Below are 16,320 nucleotides of genomic sequence, written 5' to 3' on the forward strand. Positions count from 1 at the left end.
AGACAAGGACGTCCATCATGAACCAGTACGTAATCGCCATCGACCAGGGAACCACCAGCACCCGTGCCATCATCTTCGACCACAGCGGGAGCATCGTGTCCTCGGGGCAGATGGAACACGAACAGATCTTCCCGCAGGCCGGCTGGGTTGAGCACAACGCCGCCGAAATCTGGAACAACACCCGCGAGGTCATTGCCTCCGCCCTGTCAAAGGCGAACCTGACACGGCACGACATTGCCGCCGTCGGCATCACCAACCAGCGCGAAACTGCCGTGGTGTGGGACAAGACCACAGGTGAGGCCGTCTACAACGCCATCGTCTGGCAGGACACCCGCACCCAGGACATTGTGGACCAGCTGTCCAAGGACGGCGGGGCTGACCGCTTCAAGCAAAAAGTGGGCTTGCCGCTGGCCACCTACTTCTCCGGAACCAAGATCAAGTGGATCCTCGACAATGTGGAGGGTGCCCGGGCCAAGGCCGAAGCCGGTGACCTGGTGTTCGGCAACACCGACTCCTGGGTCCTGTGGAACCTGACCGGCGGCGTCAACGGCGGAGTCCATGTCACCGACGTCACCAACGCCTCCCGCACGCTGTTCATGGACTTGGAAACCCTGCAGTGGGACGACGAGATCCTTGGCATCTTCGGTGTTCCCCGGACCATGATGCCGGAGATCAAGTCCTCCTCCGAGGTGTACGGCACCGTGCACACCTCCCAGCTCCTGCGGGAAGTTCCCGTTGCCGGCATCCTGGGCGACCAGCAGGCGGCCACGTTCGGCCAGGCAGCCTTCGAGGCCGGCGAGGCGAAGAACACGTACGGCACGGGCTGCTTCCTGATCTTCAACACCGGCGAGGAGATCGTCCATTCCAAGAACGGGCTGCTGACGACTGTCGGCTACAAGCTCGGAGATGCTGCCCCGCACTACGCCCTGGAAGGTTCCATCGCCGTCACCGGCTCGCTCATCCAGTGGCTGCGGGACAACCTGGGAATGATCAGCAGCGCCCCTGAAGTGGAAACCCTCGCCGCGTCCGTGAAGGACAACGGCGGCGTGTACATCGTGCCCGCGTTCTCCGGCCTCTTCGCGCCGTACTGGCGCTCGGATGCCCGCGGCGCCATTGTCGGGCTGACGCGGTTCGTGAACAAGAACCACATCGCCCGTGCCGCGCTGGAGGCCACCGCCTTCCAGACCCGCGAGGTGCTGGACGCCGTGAACGCGGACTCGGGTGTTCCGCTCACCGAGCTGAAGGTCGACGGCGGCATGGTGGCCAATGATGCCCTGATGCAGTTCCAGGCGGACATCCTGGGCGTTCCCGTCATCCGGCCGAAGGTTGTGGAGACCACCGCCCTTGGTGCTGCCTACGCGGCCGGCCTCGCCGTCGGCTTCTGGAAGGACCTGGGGGAGTGCTCGGCCAACTGGTCCGAGGACAAGCGCTGGGAGCCGCAGATGGACCAGGCCGAGCAGGACCGCCAGCTGCGCCTGTGGAAGAAGGCCGTCACCAAATCCATGGACTGGGTCGACGAGGACGTGAAGTAGCCAGCTAGACAGCAGTTCGTGGTTGCGGCGGCCCCCGTCTCACCACGCAAGGAAGGCGGCCCCTGCCCCGCCCGCTTCGCGGTGCCCACCACACCCGGGCGAGGGGCCGCCTTCCTTGCGTTCGCTGTAGTCACCCTTATCTACGAAGGGTCTTCGCTGCTGCCTCAGCCGCTCGTTTGCGACTGGAGGCTATATAGGTGCGCTAAAGTGGTTGCATGCGTGCGATCCTTCTGCTTAGCCAGCCGCCCGGTATCCCAAACAACGGATAGCGTGCGGCAGCCCCTCCATGGTGAGGGGCTTTTGTGTGTCCGGGAGCATTTCCGGTGGCAGCAGGAGGATCAGGCCGTTATGGCAGCACCGATGCCGTAACAGAACAGAAGAGGGCAGCAGTGGGCGTTCAGCCGGAGACAGAGAACGGAACAGCAGCAACAGTGTCAGCGGACGTGCCCGAGGAGGGCACCTACAGCTTCACGGCGATGGAGGCCAAATGGCCGCAGGTGTGGGAGGACCTTAAGGTCTTCACCCCCGTCGACGACGGGTCGCGCGAGCGCCGCTACGTGCTGGACATGTTCCCGTACCCGTCCGGTGACCTGCACATGGGCCACGCGGAAGCGTTCGCCATGGGCGATGTCGTGGCCCGCTACCTGCGCCAGAAGGGCTACGACGTCCTGCACCCGATCGGCTGGGACTCTTTTGGCCTGCCCGCCGAAAACGCCGCCATCAAGCGCAACGCCCATCCCAGCGAGTGGACCTACGCCAACATCGACACCCAGGCGGCGTCCTTCAAGCGGTACGCCATCTCGGCTGACTGGTCGCGCCGGCTGCACACCTCCGACCCGGAGTACTACCGCTGGACCCAGTGGCTGTTCAAGCGCTTCTACGAGCGCGGCCTGGCCTACCGGAAGAACTCGCCGGTCAACTGGTGCCCCAAGGACCAGACCGTCCTGGCCAACGAACAGGTAGTCAACGGCGCCTGCGAGCGCTGCGGCACCACCGTCACCAAGAAGTCCCTCAACCAGTGGTACTTCAAGATCACGGAGTACGCGGACCGGCTGCTCGATGACATGGAGCAGCTGCGCGGCCACTGGCCTGAGCGCGTGCTGGCCATGCAGAAAAACTGGATCGGCAGGTCCGAGGGTGCGCACGTCAACTTTGTGATTGAGGCCGACGGCGGCAGGCCCGCCAAGGAGGTCACGGTCTTCACCACCCGCCCGGACACCCTGTACGGCGCAACGTTCTTCGTGGTGGCCGCAGACGCGCCGCTCGCCGTCGAGCTCGTCACGGACGAGCACGCCGCCGCCCTGGACGATTACCGCGAACAGGTCAAGGCGCTCTCCGAAATTGAACGCCAGTCCACCGAACGCGAAAAGACGGGCGTCTTCACCGGCCGGTACGCCATCAATCCCCTGAACGGCGAGAAGCTGCCGGTATGGGCGGCGGACTACGTCCTGGCCGACTACGGCACCGGAGCCATCATGGCCGTGCCCGCCCACGACCAGCGCGACCTGGACTTCGCCCGCAAGTTTGACCTCCCCGTACGGGCCGTCCTGGACACCGGCGAGGAAGATCCGGCCGTGTCCGGTACCGCTACTGCGGGCGAGGGGACCCTGATCAACTCAGGCGACCTGGACGGCCTGCCCAAGGCCGAGGCCATTCCGGCCGCGATCGCCGTGCTGGAGAAGCAGGGCACGGGCGAGAAGTTCGTGAACTTCCGGCTCCGGGACTGGCTGCTGAGCCGCCAGCGGTTCTGGGGTACTCCCATCCCGATCATCCATTGCCCGTCCTGCGGCGAAGTTCCGGTCCCGGATGAGCAGCTGCCCGTTACGCTGCCCTCCGACCTGCGCGGCGAGGACCTGTCACCGAAGGGCACCTCGCCCCTGGCCGCGGCCGAGGCCTGGGTCAACGTCGAGTGCCCCACCTGCCATGGGCCGGCCAAGCGCGACACGGACACCATGGACACCTTTGTGGACTCGTCCTGGTACTTCCTCCGCTTCGTCTCACCGCACTACACCGAGGGCCCGTTCGATCCCCAGAAGATCAACGACTGGATGCCGGTGGGGCAGTACGTCGGCGGTGTGGAGCACGCGATCCTGCACCTGCTGTACGCCCGGTTCTTCACCAAGGTCATCAACGACCTCGGCCTGATCGAAGCCAACGAGCCCTTCACCGCACTGCTCAACCAGGGCCAGGTCCTCAACGGTGGCAAGGCGATGAGCAAATCGCTGGGCAACGGTGTGGACCTCGGGGAGCAGCTGGACAAGTACGGCGTGGACGCGGTGCGCCTGACCATGATCTTCGCCTCCCCGCCGGAGGACGACGTGGACTGGGCTGACGTCTCGCCGTCGGGCTCTGCGAAGTTCCTGGCCCGCGCCTGGCGCCTGGCCCAGGACGTGGCCAGCGAGCCCGGTGTTGACGTGGCCACCGGTGACCGCGCCCTGCGTTCCGTCACGCACCGGACCATCGCAGACGCCGCCGAACTCCTGGACGCCAACAAGTTCAACGTCGTGGTGGCCAAGCTGATGGAACTGGTCAACGCAACCCGGAAGGCCATCGATTCAGGCGCAGGCGGAACTGACCCGGCTGTCCGTGAGGCGGCGGAGGCGGTTGCCGTGATCCTGAGCCTGTTCGCCCCGTATACGGCTGAGGACATGTGGAACGTGCTGGGGCACCCTGCCTCGGTGGCCAATGCGGGCTGGCCGGCGCACGACGAGTCCCTGCTGGTGCAGGACACCGTCACCGCCGTCGTCCAGGTACAGGGCAAGGTGCGTGACAGGCTGGAGGTTCCTCCTTCCGTGACAGAGGACCAGCTGCGCGAGCTGGCGCTGGCCTCGGAGAACGTCCAGCGCGCCCTCGACGGCCGTGGCATCCGCACCGTCATTGTCCGCGCCCCTAAACTGGTCAACATCGTCCCGGCCTAGGCCGGACCAGGCCGCCGGAGCCCTCCGGCGGCCTGCTTGATCCCAGGAGGCCCCCTTGCCCGACCGTGACGCCGCCTGGCCCTGGGTCCGTGCACGCCTGCTGGCACGCCGCCGCGGGCAGGAAGCCCCTGGGAGCCAGCCCGCCGCCGTCGTACGTACTGCCGTGGTGACCGACTCCGCGGCGGCGCTGCCGGCTGACTGGACCGCTGGGCTCAGCGGTGACGGGCGGCTGGCCGTGATACCCATGCCCGTAATGGTGGGGGATGAGATCTACGGCGAGGGCGAGGATGACATCTCCGAAACCATCGCCCTGGCACTGGCCAGTGGAACGTCCGTAAAGACCTCGCGGCCGTCACCTGGCCAGTTCGAGCAGGCCTACCGCGCGGCCTCGCAGCGGGGCTTCGAAGCGGTGGTGTCTGTCCACATCTCCGGAGAACTGTCCGGGACGGCGGATGCTGCCCGCCTTGCAGCGGCCCGGGTCGGCATCCCGGTGGAGGTAGTCGATTCGCGGACCGTCGGGATGGCCCAGGGCATGGCGGTCCAGGCAGCCGTCCGGGCCGCGGCCGACGGCGGTGATGCCGCCGCCGTTGCCGCTGCCGCGGCGGAACAGGCAGCGCGGACCAAAGTGTATTTCTACGTTCCCAGCCTGGAGCAGCTGCGGCGCGGGGGCCGCATCGGCGCCGCGGCATCGCTGCTGGGAACCATGCTGGCCATCAAGCCCATCCTGGCGGTGGAGGGCGGCAAGATCGTACCGCTGGAAAAGGTCCGGTCGGCCGCAAAGGCGGTAGCCCGGCTGGAAGAGATGGTTGCCGCTGATGCCGGTGCCCGGCCGGCCCCCGCCGTTCGGCTCGCCGTCCACCACTTTGGGAATCCTGAAGAGGCTAAGAGCCTGGCCGAACGGTTGGCGCGCGCATTGCCGCTGTGCCCCCCGGCCCAGGCAAGTTCCCTCCCGGCCGTACTTGCTGCCCATGCAGGGCTGGGTGTCCTGGCCGTCATCGTGGGGGAGGAACCGGGGGATACCGGCACTTTTCCGGGAACGCTTTCCTCGTAGCAGGCATTGGCTGTGGCTTGCCCCTGGCCGTGTGAGCCGGAGCAGAAGGCAATCAGTGCACTGCTTCGGCCAAAGCATCGTTGAAGAGCTGGATGGCCTGATCGATGGTTTCTCCAAGAACGGGTGGCTCCCGGTCCAGCCCAAAGATGAGCTCGTCCATGTGGCGCAACCCGGCACGCTCCAGGAGCCGCTTCTCGTTGGTGATCCACTCGCCCCGGGCGGCGAGCACGGCGTGTGCTGCCATCGCAGCGGAGATGGCCAGGGCGCCGGCCAGTTCCGTCAGGCGCCCGTTGGTGGCGTATGCGCGGCGCGCGTAGCCGAGCGTCATGTGGGCCCGGTCCATCCAGACGCCCGGGGCGGTCCTGCGGAGGACCTGCGGGTACTCCGGCTGCGGCACATCCCCGCGAAGGACGCGGTTGATGCCGAGTTCGGCCACAACCAGATAGCTGGGGATCCCGGCCAGATGGAACAGAAGCGGCTCAATGTGGAACCTGCCGTGCTGCGCCTCGGCCAGCTCATGCTCAACAACGTCGAGGTTGCGGTAGTGGATATCCACGCTGCGGCCGTCGATTTCCAGCCACGCCCCGCCGTTGAAGACTCCGCCGCCCCAGCCGCCGATCTCGGAAACCGTTCCCTGCCAGCCGACGTCCTTCAAGTCACCAGGGTCGAAATGTTCTCGGTAGTACACGGCGAAATCCCAGTCGCTGGCCGGGCCGTGGGTGCCGGTCGCCCGGGACCCCCCGAGAGTTACCGCAAGCACTCCGGGAAGAGCGGCCAGATGATCGGCCACATAGTCAACTAACACTGATTCGTCCACGTCGAACCGCCTCCTGGAAATGACCTGTGGAGATACCGTACGGCGTCTCCGTGGGGAACTTCCATTAGGCTCTGAACATGGAGGTTCAGGATTCGCCGGGAAACTCGACTGTGGACATTAACCAGGAGCTTAGTCAGCGGCGCGGCTGGATTCTGATAATCGCCGTCGGGTTTGCCCTGCACATCCTGAGTTTTGTTATCGGAATGAAGACAGTGGGGCCGCTGTGCGGCAGCCCGCTGCTTCCGCAAAGCAGTGCTGCTGAAGAGGCCGACATCCAGATGCGGACCACCGGGCTGGCGGCGGAGTGCTACCGGAACATCGATGCCGCCTCGGTACCGGTATGGATTTTGATGGCGCTGGGAATTGGCCTGGTCCTGACGGGGGTTGCCGTCAGGATCGTGGGTATCCGCCGGTCGTTCGCACAGTCCCGGAAGTTGACCGGGGGATGAACACCGGAAGGCTGGATAGGGATGCCCGGGAAATACGAGAGGATTGGTCAGTGACTGATGTCTATTTGACCGGACAGCTCGTGTGCCGTGACAGCGACGAGGTTGCCATCGTCGTCCAGCATCTCGACCGGCACGTCACGCTAACCCGGGCTGAACCCGGCTGTGTCTCCTTCAGCGTGACGCCTACCGGCGACCCCTTGGTCTGGCAGGTCGACGAACATTTCAGCGACCCCGATGCTTTCAGGCTTCACCAGGACCGGGTGGCGGGCAGCATCTGGGGGCGGGCCACGGCCGGGATCGAGCGCCGCTACACGATTGTGGGGCTTTAGGTCTTCTCCGCGTTCACTTCCAGACCCGGACCAGATAGTCTCTGCGGGAGGTAACGTCACAGGGATGGGGATGACAGAGAAGGGCCATGGCCAAGACGACGCCGAATCAAGTGCCCGAAAGTTGAATGCAGGTCTTCTTGCCTTGCTGATTCTGGTGCTCAATACGGCAGGAGTCTTCTGGGCTGTATGGGCTGCGGGGGACGGTGTCGACTCCGGGATTGGCCTGGTCCACTTCCTCCTTACCGTCACCTTCCCCGCAGCTCTTGCCACTATCGCCCTGGGCGTTGTCAGTCTCGTCCGCCGCCGGGGCCGCGTTCCAGGCACCATCGCCCTCTCCATCAGCTCAGGTGTCCTGATCTGGTTTGTTTACGGATTCCTGGAGTCGCAGGTGTTCTGAAAGGCCCCGTCACAGGTTCACCTGTTACTCCTGCTTTCTGGTCCGGCACCGTTCGCAGAAGGCGCGCGAGAAGGACGGCCATGCCTACTGCGTCGAATGTGAGGGCCTAACGGTTCTGGCCGGCTGTCCCGGAGCGCATCTGGGACAGCATCCGCGAAGAATCCACGCTCCCGCCGCTGACCTGGAGTGTTTGCCGCATGGAGGTCAGCCCGCTGCCGGTCCGGCTGAAGGGAGCCTTTCCACATATGATGCGGCTGCCCTGTTGCCCCCGCGCAGTGGTCCCTAGCGTGAAGCTATGTCACGCCGGGACGCTGGAGCAGCAGGTCACTCGGCGCGCCATGCCAGGACCCGGCTGCAGGCAGCCCTGGGCGAGGCGCCGTCCGGCCTGTTGCTGGACCCCGACGGGAATCAACTCTTTGAGTACCAGGGTGCCGGCGGCCACGATCCGGACGCTTCCGGCACGGCGTTGCCCGGGGGATCCGGACAGGACGCGGATACCGCGTCCACCGCCCTGGGGCCGGCACTCCGCTGGCGGTTGGGCCCCCGCCTGGCGGTTCTTCTTGGCGTCCTTGCTGTTGCTGCCGCGGCGTGGTTCTGGTGGCAGGTGGCGGCGGGCCGGCCGGAGATCCTTCCGCTCAGCGGCGTAAGCCCCGGCAGCCCTGCCGCTAACCCTTCAGCCGGGGCCACCGTTACGAGAGATGAGGGGGCCGGTGGCAGTGGGCCGGGCGTTGAGAACGCGGAGGCTGAGACCGCCGCTGCGGTGGTGGTCCATGTTGCCGGAGCCGTGACCAGTCCCGGAGTGGTGCAGCTGCCGGCGGGAAGCAGGGTGCACCAGGCCGTCACGGCCGCTGGAGGCGCAATCCCCGGCGCGGACCTTGGCCGGCTGAACCTGGCCCTCGTGGTGGAGGACGGCCAAAAGATCCATGTGCCGCGCGAAGGCGAGCAATTACCGGCAGCAGGTACCGGAGGCACAGGTCCGGAACCCGGAGCCGGAAGTGTGGCCGAGGCTGGTACCGCGGGAAACGCTGCGGGAGCGAAAATCAACCTCAACACGGCGGGCGTGGAGGAGCTGGATACCTTGCCCAAGGTCGGGCCGGTGCTTGCCCAGCGCATCGTGGACTGGCGCAACGAGCATGGGGCCTTCAAAAGCGTCGAGGAACTGGACGCAGTAGACGGCGTTGGACCCAAGATGCTTGGGGCATTGCTGCCGCTGGTGACGGTGTGATGGGACGACGTGAGGGGTGTGTCTGATGGGTAGCCTCAGGGAGAAGCCCACGGGCAGCCCATGGCAGCGGTATGTGGAGTCTGCAGTCAGGGGGCCCACAGCTATGCCCGGACCAGCGCGCACAACTGGTGCCGAAGGAGGCCTCCGGCGGACCAGGGATGCGACGGCATCGAGTTCCGGAACAGAGCCGGGACAGCGCCGGAGCTTCACGGTTCCCGCGACTTTTGGGAAGCGTGTCCAAGAGCAGTGGGACGGGGTGCGGGGTTCTGCCTGGCAGGGAAAAGCGAAGGGGAATGGAGGGAAAGACGCAGCTGCCGGCAGCGAGGAGTCCCGCCGCCGCTCCGACGTCCGTCTCGCCGTGCCGGCTGTGGCCGTATGGGCCGCCTCCATCGCGGGGCTTTGGCTGCAGCCGCTGGCACTGGCGGCACTCTGTTGTAGTTTTGCTCTTGCAGGGATGCTGTTGATACGCCGGAGCCGCTTGCGATTCACACCAAGGACAGAACGCCCGCGCGCCCGGCGCAGTTTCCTGTCCACCTGCGCGGCAGCACTCTTCCTAGCGGCGGCCACGGCCGCACACTCGGCTGCGGCAGCCAGCCAGCGGTTCGAGGGGCCCCTGGCTGAGGCTGTTGCTGCAGGGAAATCAGTAGTGGCCGTCGTCGAAGTGGCCGGCGGCCCCCGGGCGCTTAGTGCGCCGGGCCAGGCAGGAACGCCGGGACGCTGGTCAGTGCCTGTCTGGACCCGCGATGTCAGCACCGGCGGTGTCCTGCTCCGAACCCGGGCACAGTTTGTGGTTATGGGCGGCGGCGACTGGGGCAGTGTGGTGACCGGCCAGCTGGTCCGCGCAACGGGAAACCTTCGGCCGCCAGTGCCAGGAACGGAGGAAGCTGCGATTCTCACAGCCTCCTCAGGCCCGGGCCAGGCCACCGCCGTGCCAATCCTGGAGGGATCGGCCAAAGAACTTCGGGAACAATTCGTGGCCGCGTCCTCCTTCCTCGGCCCCGATCCCCGCGGCCTGCTGCCGGGCATGGTCACGGGAGACACCACGGCGCTGGACGAGGGACTGGCGACTGCCATGAAGGGGGTGGGCATGACGCACCTGACGGCCGTCAGCGGCGCAAACTGCAGCCTGGTCCTTGGGGCACTGTTGCTGGCATGCCGGGGCCTGCGCCTGCCGCGCCTCCCCGCCGCTGCCCTGGCCGGCGCCGGCCTCTGGCTCTTCGTGCTCCTCGTGGGGCCGGATGCCAGCGTCCTGCGGGCAGCCCTCATGGGTGCCATCGCCGTCGTATCACTGGCCGGCGGGCGGTCCGGACGGGGCCTCAGCTTCCTGTGCCTTGCGGTGATCGGCCTGCTGCTGATGGACCCTGGCCTGGGGTCCAGCTTCGGGTTTCTCCTGTCCGTTCTGGCCACCCTGGGAATCATTGTCCTTGGCCGGCGAATCATCAATTGGATGCCCGGGTTCGTTCCGCGCTGGGCGGCAGCAGCGGTGGCCGTCCCGCTGTCAGCCCAGCTGCTCTGCGGACCGGTGATCGTGATCCTGCAACCCCAGTTTTCCACCTACTCGCTGTTGGCAAACGTTATCGCCTCGCCCCTGGTGGCTCCTGTGACATTGCTGGGGACGGCAGCTGTTCCCCTGGTGGTTCTTGTCCCGTGGGCTGCAACGGCCCTCATCGCGGTGGCCGGGACGTTCAGTGCCGGCGTCGCCGCCGTGGCAAGGTTCACGTCACAGCTCCCGGGAGCATCGCTGCCCTGGCCGGAAGGCATTCACGGGCTGCTGACCATGCTGTTCCTGTCTGTTCTGACGTATGGAACCGTCTGGGCTTGTGCCCGGCCGCGCCAGGCCGGCGGGTTGGTAATGTCCTGTCACCGGAGTCTCGTTTCGCTCATCGAAGCCCTGGAGGATAGGGCTGTCCCGGCGCTCCGCCGCTGGGGCTTCCGGCAGTCATCCGGAATGATGTGGAAGATGGCGCGGCAGCCCGGCCCTGGCTTGGAGCGGGGAGCCGGACGTGGCAGGCTGGGATACTCCACAAAACTTTCCGGAAGGAACCCACGATGGCCGCTGCGCAGAAGCGAGCAACCCGTTCCCCGGCATCCAATGCGGCCACCTGGCGGGACGTAGCACCTGCAGCGGTGGTGCTGGTCAGCGGCCCGGAAGAGTATCTGGGCATCAGGGCCATGGACCGCATCCGCGCCCAGGTGCGGGCGGCGGCACCCGACGTGGAGGTCAGCCGGATCAACGCGGCTGCCTATGAGCCGGGCACCCTGCTGATGCAGGTCAGTCCCTCGCTGTTCGGCGAGAGCAAGCTCATCGAGGTTGAAGCCGTCGAAGCCATGAACGATGCCTTCCTCGCTGATGCGCTTCGGTACGTGGAACACACGGAACCCGATGCCGTCCTGGTCCTCCGGCACGGCGGGGGAGTCCGGGGAAAGAAGCTCCTGGACGCCGTCAAGAAGGGCGGCTGGCCGGTGGTGGACTGCCAGCCGCTCAAGAAAGACGCAGACAAGGTGGCCTTTGTGGCGGCCGAATTCAAGGCGGGCGGCCGCCGTATTGAGCAGGATGCCGTCCAGGCCCTGGTCAACGCGGTTGGAGCAAACCTTTCGGAACTTGCCGCCGCATGCAGCCAGCTCATCGCCGACGCGGGAACCACCGTCACCTCGGACATCGTGGACCGCTACTACGGTGGCCGTATCGAGGCGACAGCATTTAAGGTGGCTGACGCTGCCATGGCGGGCAATGCGCCCTTGGCCCTGTCCACGCTCCGACATGCCCTGGCCACCGGAGCGGATCCCGTACCGTTGGTGGCCGCGCTGGCCGCAAAGCTCCGAACGGTTGCGCGGGTTGCCGGCGCATCCGGATCCTCCGCCCAGATAGCCGCAGAGCTTGGCATGCAACCCTGGCTGGTTGAGCAGGCGCAGCGGGACGTGCGGCGATGGACGCCGGACGGGCTGGTCCGGTCCATCCAGGCCACCGCCGAGGCCGACGCGCAGGTCAAAGGACTTTCGCGCGACCCCGTCTATGCCGTGGAGCACGCGGTTACGGTCATTGCCATGTCTGTCCAGAGCCGCTGACCGTCGACCAGGCCCCCGGCGAAACTTTCCCGGGGCGCCGGTCAGCCGAATTTCCTAAGCTTGTGAGCGGGCCGGAAGCTACAAGGCTTTAGTCCGCGCATGAGGTCAGGCAACGGACCTAACTCTGCGCTTAAAGATGTGTGGCCGGCACCCGAGGGTACCGGCCACAACCATCAGTTCAAACGAACTGGAAACCTTACAGTGCGTTGACCTTCTTGGAGATCGCCGACTTGCGGTTCGCTGCGTTGTTCTTGTGCAGGACACCCTTGCTAACAGCCTTGTCCAGCTTGCGGCTGGCAGCAACCAGGGCAGCAGCAGCTGCATCCTTGTCCGTGGACTCAACGGCAGTGTTGACGGCGCGGATGGCCGTCTTCAGCTCGGACTTGACTGCGTTGTTGCGCAGGCGTGCCTTCTCGTTGGTGAGGATGCGCTTCTTCTGGGACTTGATATTCGCCACGTGTGAACTCTCTTTTTAATGCGGAAATGGTCTAGAGGGCTTTCAGGTTGGCCATTGACTGAGCGGCGTGGGGATACCTATGGCGGCCAACCATCAGTGGCCGTCGACCTGCACGGACACACAGCTATAAAGAATAGCAGGTCAGGGGCAGCTCCTGCCATTTCAGAAGCTCAGTCCCAGCCGTGTCGCCGTCGCAGGGAGGAGGCCACCCGCTCGAAACGGTTGCGGTCCAGTACGGCACCCTCCCGCCGGATGCCGTCCGGGCGGAGCTGGAGGACGCGGTCCAGCCGGGCTTCGCTGGGGCGTCCCTGCCGGTCCCAGCCTCCAACTCCGATGTCCACGTAGTCCGCTGACGCTGCAGTATCCGGAACCCGGTCCCTGCTGGTCAGCATCAGTCCGAGCAGGTAGCCGCCGTTGCGGCCCACCAGCAGGACCGGCCGGTCCTTTCCGCGGCTGTGGTCTTCTTCGTACGGCACCCAGGCCCACACCACTTCCCCCGGATCGGGCTCGCTATCGGGCCTGGCCACATACCTGACGGTGAACTTGCCGTGGAAATCCCCGGGGTAGGCGGTAGCGGCCCCGCTCCGAACCTGTAAATTGCCGGATGCCGGCGTGGCCCGGCCGGGGGAGGGGCGGCCAGCTGCCCCGGCAGCCCTTCGCGCCCTTTGGAGTGTCCGCAGTCCTGTCCTGACCGCGTCCTGCAGTGATCGGAGATTGAAAACCATCCAGCCACCCTATAGCTGCCTCACGCACGGGAGAATGACGGCGGCAACTCCGGCCAGGATGCGGTGTGGCAGCTTCCGACGTGGGACACTGGAGGTTGAAAATGTGCGGCCTGTCCGCGGGCCGCCCACGGCGCGCCCAGCGGTGGCCGTGTGAATGCCAAGAGTAAGGACCCCTGCGTGTCTCCCATGGCCCGCACCGCACCGGTGCCCGCCGCGACAGATCCGGCCATTATTCGGAATTTCTGTATCATCGCGCACATTGACCACGGTAAGTCCACCCTGGCCGACCGGATGCTGCAGTTCACCGGCGTGGTCCAGTCCCGTGACATGAAGGCCCAGTACCTGGACCGGATGGACATCGAGCGCGAACGCGGCATCACCATCAAATCCCAGGCGGTCCGCATGCCGTGGGAACTGGACGGCACCAGCTACGCGCTGAACATGATCGACACGCCCGGACACGTCGACTTCACCTACGAGGTCTCCCGCTCGCTCGCGGCGTGTGAGGGAGCAATCCTCCTGGTGGACGCTGCCCAGGGGATCGAGGCCCAGACCCTCGCCAACCTGTACCTGGCGATGGAAAACAACCTCACCATCATTCCGGTCCTTAACAAGATCGACCTTCCGGCAGCGCAGCCGGAGAAGTACGCGGCGGAGCTGGCCAGCTTGATCGGCGGCGAACCGGAGGACGTCCTGCGCGTTTCCGGCAAGACCGGCATGGGCGTCGAGGCGCTGCTGGACAAGATCGTCCGCGACCTTCCGGCGCCCCAGGGCGACGCCAATGCCCCTGCCCGCGCCATGATCTTTGACTCCGTCTATGACACCTACCGCGGCGTGGTGACCTACGTCCGGGTGGTGGACGGCATGCTGCATCCCCGTGAGCGCATCCAGATGATGTCCACCCGGGCCACCCACGAACTCCTCGAAATCGGTGTGAGCTCACCGGAACCCACACCGTCCAAGGGTCTGGGCGTCGGCGAAGTGGGCTACCTCATCACGGGTGTGAAGGACGTCCGCCTGTCCAAGGTGGGCGATACCGTCACCAACATGGCCAAGCCTGCCGCAGACTCTCTTCCCGGCTATGCGGATGCCAAGCCCATGGTCTTCTCCGGCCTCTATCCGCTGGATGGCACGGACTACCCGGTGCTGCGCGATGCGCTGGAGAAGCTGATGCTCAACGACGCCGCCCTGGTATACGAGCCCGAGACATCTGCCGCGCTGGGCTTTGGTTTCCGCGTGGGCTTCCTGGGCCTGCTCCACCTTGAAATCACCCGCGAGCGGCTCGAGCGCGAGTACAACCTGGACCTGATTTCCACCGCACCCAACGTGGAATACGAGGTGACGCTGGAGGACAAGAAGGTGGTCCACGTGACCAACCCCAGCGAATACCCGTCCGGCAAAATCTCCGAGGTCCGCGAGCCCATGGTGGCCGCCACCATCCTGGCGCCAAACGAATTTGTCGGCGCGATCATGGAGCTGTGCCAGAGCCGCCGCGGCGTGATGGGCGGCATGGACTACCTCTCAGAGGACCGGGTGGAAATCCGGTACCGCCTGCCGCTGGCCGAGATCGTGTTCGACTTCTTCGACATCCTGAAGTCCAAGACCCGCGGCTACGGCTCCCTGGACTGGAAGGCCGACGGCGACCAGGTGGCCGACCTTGTGAAGGTGGACATCATGCTCCAGGGCGAACAGGTTGACGCCTTCTCCGCCATCACCCACCGGGACAAGGCCTACGCGTACGGCGTCATGATGACCACCAAGCTGCGCGAGCTTATTCCGCGCCAGCAGTTCGAGGTGCCCATCCAGGCGGCCATCGGCTCCAGGATCATCGCCCGCGAAAGCATCCGCGCCATCCGCAAGGACGTCCTGGCCAAGTGCTACGGCGGTGACATCTCCCGTAAGCGCAAACTGCTGGAGAAGCAGAAGGAAGGCAAGAAGCGCATGAAGATGGTGGGGCGCGTCGAGGTCCCCCAGGAAGCCTTCATCGCTGCGCTCACCACCGACGAGTCCAAGGACAAGGCCAGGAAGTAGTGGTTACAGCAGCCGGTACTGCCGGAGGCCCCTGCAGTGCCTAGCGTTCTTCCCCTTGGCGACCCGGCGCCGTCGGACGGTCTGCTGCCCCACCAGGCAGCCGATGGTGCGGCGGAGCGGGCGTTCGGGCTTTATGTACACATCCCGTTCTGCGCGGTCCGCTGCGGGTACTGCGATTTCAACACCTATACCGCCACGGAACTTGGCGGCGGTGCCTCCCAGGACGCCTATGCCGCCACCGCAGCCTCGGAAGTGTCCCTGGCAGCCAGGGTCCTCACGGAATCAGGTCTGCCCGCGCGGCCGCTCAGCACGGTGTTCTTCGGGGGCGGCACGCCAACCCTGCTTCCCGCGGAGGACCTGGCCCTGATCCTGGGACGCGCCATCGACCAGTGGGGGATCGAGGAGGGCGCCGAGGTCACCACGGAGGCGAACCCGGACTCCGTCACCCCCAAGTCCCTTGCCATCCTCAAGGATGCCGGCTTCACCCGGATCTCGTTCGGCATGCAGTCAGCTGTTCCCCACGTCCTCAAGGTCCTGGACAGGACCCACACGCCCAGCCGCGTGCCGCAGGTTGTGCAGTGGGCCCGCGACGCCGGACTGGCCGTCAGCCTGGACCTCATCTATGGCACGCCCGGGGAGTCCCTGGAGGACTGGCGGTACTCGCTCGAGACGGCGCTTTCCTACCAGCCGGACCACATCAGCGCCTACGCGCTGATCATCGAGGACGGAACGAAGCTTGCCGCCCAGATCCGCCGTGGTGAAGTCCCCGGGATCGACGACGACGACCACGCCGACAAGTACGAGCTCGCCGATGAGCTGATCACCAAGGCCGGCCTGGGCTGGTACGAGGTCAGCAACTGGGCGCGCACGCCCGGACAGGCCTGCCGCCACAACCTGGCCTACTGGCGCGGCGACGACTGGTGGGGGATTGGGCCGGGGGCCCACTCGCATGTGGGCGGTGTCCGGTGGTGGAACGTCAAGCACCCCACTGCCTACGCGGGGCGCCTGGCGCAGGGAGTGTCACCGGCGGCCGGCAGGGAAACCCTGGATGGGGAAACACGGAACATGGAGCGCGTGATGCTTGAGGTCCGCCTTCAATCCGGCCTCGAGATCTCCTCGCTGGGCACCGCAGGACGGCGCGAGGTGGCCGGGCTCATCGCGGAGGAACTGATTGATCCCGCCGCCGCCTTCGCAGGCCGGCTGGTCCTCACGCTGAAAGGCCGGCTGCTGGCTGACGCCGTGGTGCGCCGGGTCCTGCCGGACTAGCGGGTTCAGTGCTGGGCTGCGGGCGGTGGGCCCACGCCGGCGAGGGCCCCGGCGCGA

General features: G+C 66.1%; 14 protein-coding genes and 1 pseudogene. 12 read left to right on the top strand and 3 right to left on the bottom strand.

Translation table 11 applies throughout. The features are described from left to right. Positions 1-17 precede the first annotated feature (17 nt). From glpK to WHH00_RS08840, 3 genes are all read left to right on the top strand, one after another. Positions 18-1,532: a glycerol kinase GlpK gene (gene glpK, locus WHH00_RS08830; RefSeq protein WP_350003192.1), complete on the top strand. Its 1,515-nt coding sequence runs from the start codon at positions 18-20 to the stop codon at positions 1,530-1,532. A gap of 389 nt (positions 1,533-1,921) precedes the next feature. Continuing rightward, a complete protein-coding gene (gene leuS / locus WHH00_RS08835; RefSeq protein ID WP_406638126.1) occupies positions 1,922-4,450 on the top strand; it encodes a leucine--tRNA ligase in 2,529 nt (842 codons plus the stop codon). 55 nt (positions 4,451-4,505) lie between these two features. After that, a complete protein-coding gene (locus WHH00_RS08840; protein WP_406638128.1) occupies positions 4,506-5,501 on the top strand; it encodes a DegV family protein in 996 nt (331 codons plus the stop codon). A 52-nt stretch (positions 5,502-5,553) separates the two neighbouring features. Here the strand turns inward: WHH00_RS08840 and WHH00_RS08845 are convergent, their stop codons facing one another. Beyond that, a complete protein-coding gene (locus tag WHH00_RS08845) occupies positions 5,554-6,318 on the bottom strand; it encodes a nucleotidyltransferase domain-containing protein (RefSeq protein WP_406638130.1) in 765 nt (254 codons plus the stop codon). Between the two features lie 77 nt (positions 6,319-6,395). Between WHH00_RS08845 and WHH00_RS08850 the strand changes: the two genes are divergently transcribed. The 7 genes and pseudogenes from WHH00_RS08850 (at position 6,396) to holA (ending at position 11,784) form a co-directional block, all read left to right on the top strand. Next, positions 6,396-6,767 carry a hypothetical protein gene (locus tag WHH00_RS08850; protein ID WP_231454264.1) on the top strand — a complete coding sequence of 124 codons (372 nt, stop codon included), beginning with the start codon at positions 6,396-6,398 and terminating at the stop codon, positions 6,765-6,767. Positions 6,768-6,817: 50 nt separating this feature from the next. Continuing rightward, a complete protein-coding gene (locus WHH00_RS08855; RefSeq protein WP_406638132.1) occupies positions 6,818-7,096 on the top strand; it encodes a putative quinol monooxygenase in 279 nt (92 codons plus the stop codon). 70 nt (positions 7,097-7,166) lie between these two features. Further along, on the top strand, positions 7,167-7,493 hold the full coding sequence (locus WHH00_RS08860; RefSeq protein ID WP_406638134.1) for a hypothetical protein: 327 nt from the start codon (positions 7,167-7,169) through the stop codon (positions 7,491-7,493). 16 nt (positions 7,494-7,509) lie between these two features. After that, positions 7,510-7,599: pseudogene (locus WHH00_RS08865) on the top strand (DUF4193 family protein); the annotation flags it as partial. Positions 7,600-7,788: 189 nt separating this feature from the next. Continuing rightward, the gene (locus WHH00_RS08870) at positions 7,789-8,718 is read left to right on the top strand and encodes a ComEA family DNA-binding protein (RefSeq protein WP_406638136.1); all 930 of its coding nucleotides are present in this window, start codon (positions 7,789-7,791) and stop codon (positions 8,716-8,718) included. A 478-nt stretch (positions 8,719-9,196) separates the two neighbouring features. Then, positions 9,197-10,834 (top strand): ComEC/Rec2 family competence protein, encoded by a 1,638-nt coding sequence (locus WHH00_RS08875; RefSeq protein ID WP_406638138.1) that lies wholly within the window; start codon positions 9,197-9,199, stop codon positions 10,832-10,834. Further along, positions 10,768-11,784, top strand: a complete 1,017-nt coding sequence (gene holA, locus WHH00_RS08880; RefSeq protein ID WP_406638140.1) for a DNA polymerase III subunit delta — start codon at positions 10,768-10,770, stop codon at positions 11,782-11,784. Before WHH00_RS08875 ends, holA begins: the two co-directional genes overlap by 67 nt. A gap of 196 nt (positions 11,785-11,980) precedes the next feature. Here holA and rpsT read toward each other — a convergent pair whose 3' ends face one another. Continuing rightward, positions 11,981-12,241 carry a 30S ribosomal protein S20 gene (gene rpsT / locus WHH00_RS08885; RefSeq protein WP_011692086.1) on the bottom strand — a complete coding sequence of 87 codons (261 nt, stop codon included), beginning with the start codon at positions 12,239-12,241 and terminating at the stop codon, positions 11,981-11,983. A gap of 170 nt (positions 12,242-12,411) precedes the next feature. Continuing rightward, a complete protein-coding gene (locus WHH00_RS08890; RefSeq protein ID WP_231454270.1) occupies positions 12,412-12,966 on the bottom strand; it encodes a type II toxin-antitoxin system PemK/MazF family toxin in 555 nt (184 codons plus the stop codon). A gap of 177 nt (positions 12,967-13,143) precedes the next feature. On the opposite strand from WHH00_RS08890, the gene lepA reads away from it, so the two are divergent. Together lepA and hemW are read left to right on the top strand one after the other, a co-directional pair. Beyond that, the gene (gene lepA / locus WHH00_RS08895; protein ID WP_231454271.1) at positions 13,144-14,997 is read left to right on the top strand and encodes a translation elongation factor 4; all 1,854 of its coding nucleotides are present in this window, start codon (positions 13,144-13,146) and stop codon (positions 14,995-14,997) included. A 36-nt stretch (positions 14,998-15,033) separates the two neighbouring features. Next, complete coding sequence (gene hemW, locus WHH00_RS08900) at positions 15,034-16,263, top strand: radical SAM family heme chaperone HemW (protein ID WP_231454272.1); 1,230 nt, start codon at positions 15,034-15,036, stop codon at positions 16,261-16,263. Positions 16,264-16,320: the final 57 nt, after the last annotated feature.

It is taken from the genome of Pseudarthrobacter quantipunctorum (assembly GCF_045291495.1).
GTDB classification, from domain to species: Bacteria; Actinomycetota; Actinomycetes; order Actinomycetales; family Micrococcaceae; genus Arthrobacter; species Arthrobacter quantipunctorum.